Consider the following 3,463-nt stretch of genomic DNA (forward strand, 5'->3'; position numbering starts at 1 on the left):
CCGCGCTCGCCACGGCCGCGGCCTCGTCGGCGGAGGCGCCGTCGAGCGTCTGCCCGGGCCAGGGCAGGGCCGCCCCGTAGGGGTTCGCCGGGTCGGTGGCGGCCAGGGTCACCACGGGCACGTCGCGCTGACGACCCGCGGCGACGAGGGTGTCGTCGTCGCGGCGGTCGCCCTCGTCGCGCACGAACGACCGCAGGCGGTCGACCGTGGGCCCGGTCGCGAACTGGGCCGCCCCGAGGCCCTCGACGAAGTAGCCCCGTCGGGCCCGCCCCGTCTCTTCGAAGCCGCTGAGCACCTTGTAGGCCGTCGAGAAGCCGCCACGGACGCCCTCGTTGACGACGGCGCCGCGGGTGACGACGCCGTGACGTTCGAGGAGGATCTCGGCCGTCGCGGCGGCGCGCACGGTGCCGTCGGGTTCGGCCAGCGGCAACAGCGACCAGCGGCCGCCGACGGTGGGCGGGCCCGCCTGTCGAGGCATGGCGACCCGGCCGCGGCTGCGGTACGACGAGCGCGACCGCGTCGGGGTGCGCGGCCTCGGCGTGCGTCCGCCGCCCACCTGGGTGCGCAGGGGCGCGAACGTGTCGTTGGTGATCTGCCCGGCCCAGACGAGCTGCCAGATCGCGGTGACCAGGGCGTCGTCGTCGGTGCTGCCCACGGCGTCCGACAACTGGCGGAAGAAGTACGCCCCGCCACCGGCCAGGGCCGCCAGCACCTCGCGCTGCAGGTCGTCGGTCTCGGCTCCGGACGGCTCGGGCAGGGTGACCTGGGCTCCGTCGGCGAGGTGCAGGCTGACCCAGCCGTCGTTGCCGGGCAGGGTGCCGGTGCCGGACCAGATGACGTCGCCGGTGGCCGTGAGCTCGTCGAGCATCGACGGGTTGTAGTCGGTCACGCGGGCCGGCAGGATCAGGGACTCCCAGGCCGAGGCGGGCAGCGAGACCCCACTGAGCTGGTCGACGACCTGCACGACGCCGTCGAGGCCGCGCAGCCCCGACCCTTTGAGCCCGGTGGCGACGTGCTGCCAGGCGGGCAGGAAACGCCCGAGCGTCTCGGGGGCGACGGGCTCGACCTCGTGCCGGAGCGCGGCCAGCGACTTGCCGCGCAGTCGGCGCAGCACCTCGGAGTCGCACCACTCGCTGCCCTGCTGCCGGGGCCGGAACTCGCCCTCGACGACGCGACGCTGGGTGGCGAGCTTCCGCAGGGTGTCCATCACGACGGCGGTGCCGAGGCCGAGACGGTCGGCCACCATGGCGGGAGTGAAGGGGCCGTGGGTGCGGGCGAACCGGCCGATGAGGTCGCCCAGCGGGTCGTCGACCGGTTCGACGAAGGCGGTCGGCACGCCGATCGGCAGGGCGACGCCGAGGGCGTCACGGAGGCGCGAGGCGTCCTCGATGCCGGCCCAGCGCACCGTGCCGGCGTGGGTGAAGCGCAGGACGCGGTTCGACCAGGCGAGGTCGGTCAGGGCGGTCTCGAGCGCGCGGTGGGCGTCGTCGCGGGCGGACACGTCGCCGGCGACGAGGGTGGCCGCGAGCCAGCTGCGGTCGATGATCTCGTCGGTGGTCAGCGGGCCGAGCAGTCGCAACAGGTCGACGACGCCCTCGATGTCGCGGGCCCGGCGGTCGGGGGCGAGGCGCTGCAGTTCGAGCTCGTGCTGGTCGATGACGTCGGCGTCGAGCAGCTCGCGCAGCTCGGCCCGGCCGAGCAGCTCTTGCAACAGGCTCGAGTCGAGCGACAGGGCGGCCGCACGACGCTCGGCGAGCGGTGAGTCGCCTTCGTACATGAAGGCCGCGACGTAGCCGAAGAGCAGCGACCGGGCGAAGGGCGAGGGCACCTCGGTCTCGGTCTCGACGATGCGCACGGTGCGGCTGGCGAGGTCGCGGGTGAGGCTCATCAGGGCCGGCAGGTCGTACACGTCCTGCAGCACCTCGCGCACGGCCTCGAGCACGATCGGGAACTGCGGGTACTTGCGGGCGACGTCGAGCAGCTGCGACGAGCGCTGACGCTGCTGCCAGAGCGGCGACCGCTTGCCGGGGTTGTACCGAGGCAGCAGCAGGGCCCGGGCGGCGCACTCGCGGAAGCGTGACGAGAACAGGGCGGAGCCGCCGACCTCTTCGGTGACGATCTCGTCGAGGTCGTCGAGCTCGAACGAGAACAGCTCGGCCCCGGGAGGCTCGGCGTCGGTGTCGGGGATGCGCACGACGATGCCGTCGTCGGCAGCCATGGCCCCGCCGTCGACCCCGAGCTGGTCGCGGATGCGGGCCGAGACCGCCAGTGCCCACGGCGCGTGCACCTGCATGCCGTAGGGGGAGTGCAGGATGAGGCGCCAGTCGCCGAGCTCGTCGCGGAAGCGCTCGACCACGAGGGTGGTGTCGGTCGGCACGTACGACGTGGCGGCCTTCTGCTCGCCGAGGAACGCGATGAGGTTGCGTGCCGCCCGCTCGTCGAGCCCACCGGCGGCGACGCGGGTGGTGGCGTCGGCCTCGCTCGAGTTCGACAGTTCGCGCACGTAGCCGCCGATGGCCTTGCCGAGCTCGGCCGGGCGGCCGATGCCGTCGCCCTTCCAGAAGGGGACGCGACCGGGCTGGCCGTAGGCGGGCGAGACGAGCACGCGGTCGTGCGTGATGTCCTCGATGCGCCAGCTCGTGGCCCCGAGGGCGAACACGTCGCCGACCCGGGACTCGTAGACCATCTCTTCGTCGAGTTCGCCGACGCGGGCAGCCTTCTCGCCGACCATGAAGACGCCGAACAGTCCCCGGTCGGGGATGGTGCCCCCGCTCGTCACCGCGAGGCGTTGGGCCCCGGGGCGCCCGGTCAGGGTGCCGTGCACGCGGTCCCAGACGATGCGGGGTCGCAGCTCGGCGAACTCGTCGGAGGGGTACTTGCCGCTGAGCAGGTCGAGGGTGGCGTCGAAGGCGGAGCGCGGCAGGGTGGCGAACGGGGCGCTGCGGCGCACGGTGTCGAACCAGGCGTCGGCGTCGAGTTCGTCGAGCGCCACGGCCGCGACGGTCTGCTGGGCCAGCACGTCGAGGGGGTTGGTCGGCACGCGCAGCTCTTCGATGAGCCCGGCGACCATGCGCTCGGCGGCGACGGCGGAGTGGATCAGGTCGGCCCGGTGCTTGGGGAACAGGACGCCGCGGGAGGTTTCGCCGACCTGGTGCCCGGCGCGGCCGACGCGTTGCAGGCCGCTGGCGACCGACGGCGGCGACTCGACCTGGATGACCAGGTCGACCGCACCCATGTCGATGCCGAGCTCGAGCGAGCTCGTGGCGACGACGCAGCGCAGTCGGCCGCTCTTGAGGTCGTCCTCGATGAGGGCTCGTTGGTCTTTCGACACCGAGCCGTGGTGGGCCCGGGCGAGCAGGGGATCGCTGCCGGCGGTCTGCCCCGAGCCGCCCATGAGCTGGGCCGGCGCCCCGCCGCCGACCGCCGGGTTGCGCTGCGCGGCGGGTGCCGGGGCGAAGGGGTC

The 3,463-nt window shown here is 73.9% G+C and carries 1 protein-coding gene; it reads right to left on the reverse strand.

The annotated features are described in order from the left end of the window. On the reverse strand, positions 1-3,463 hold a 3,463-nt coding region (locus IFT36_RS15615), incomplete at both ends, for an Lhr family ATP-dependent helicase (protein WP_200413612.1).

Origin of the sequence: Frigoribacterium sp. CFBP 13605 (genome assembly GCF_014839405.1) — a bacterium.
GTDB lineage: Bacteria > Actinomycetota > Actinomycetes > Actinomycetales > Microbacteriaceae > Frigoribacterium.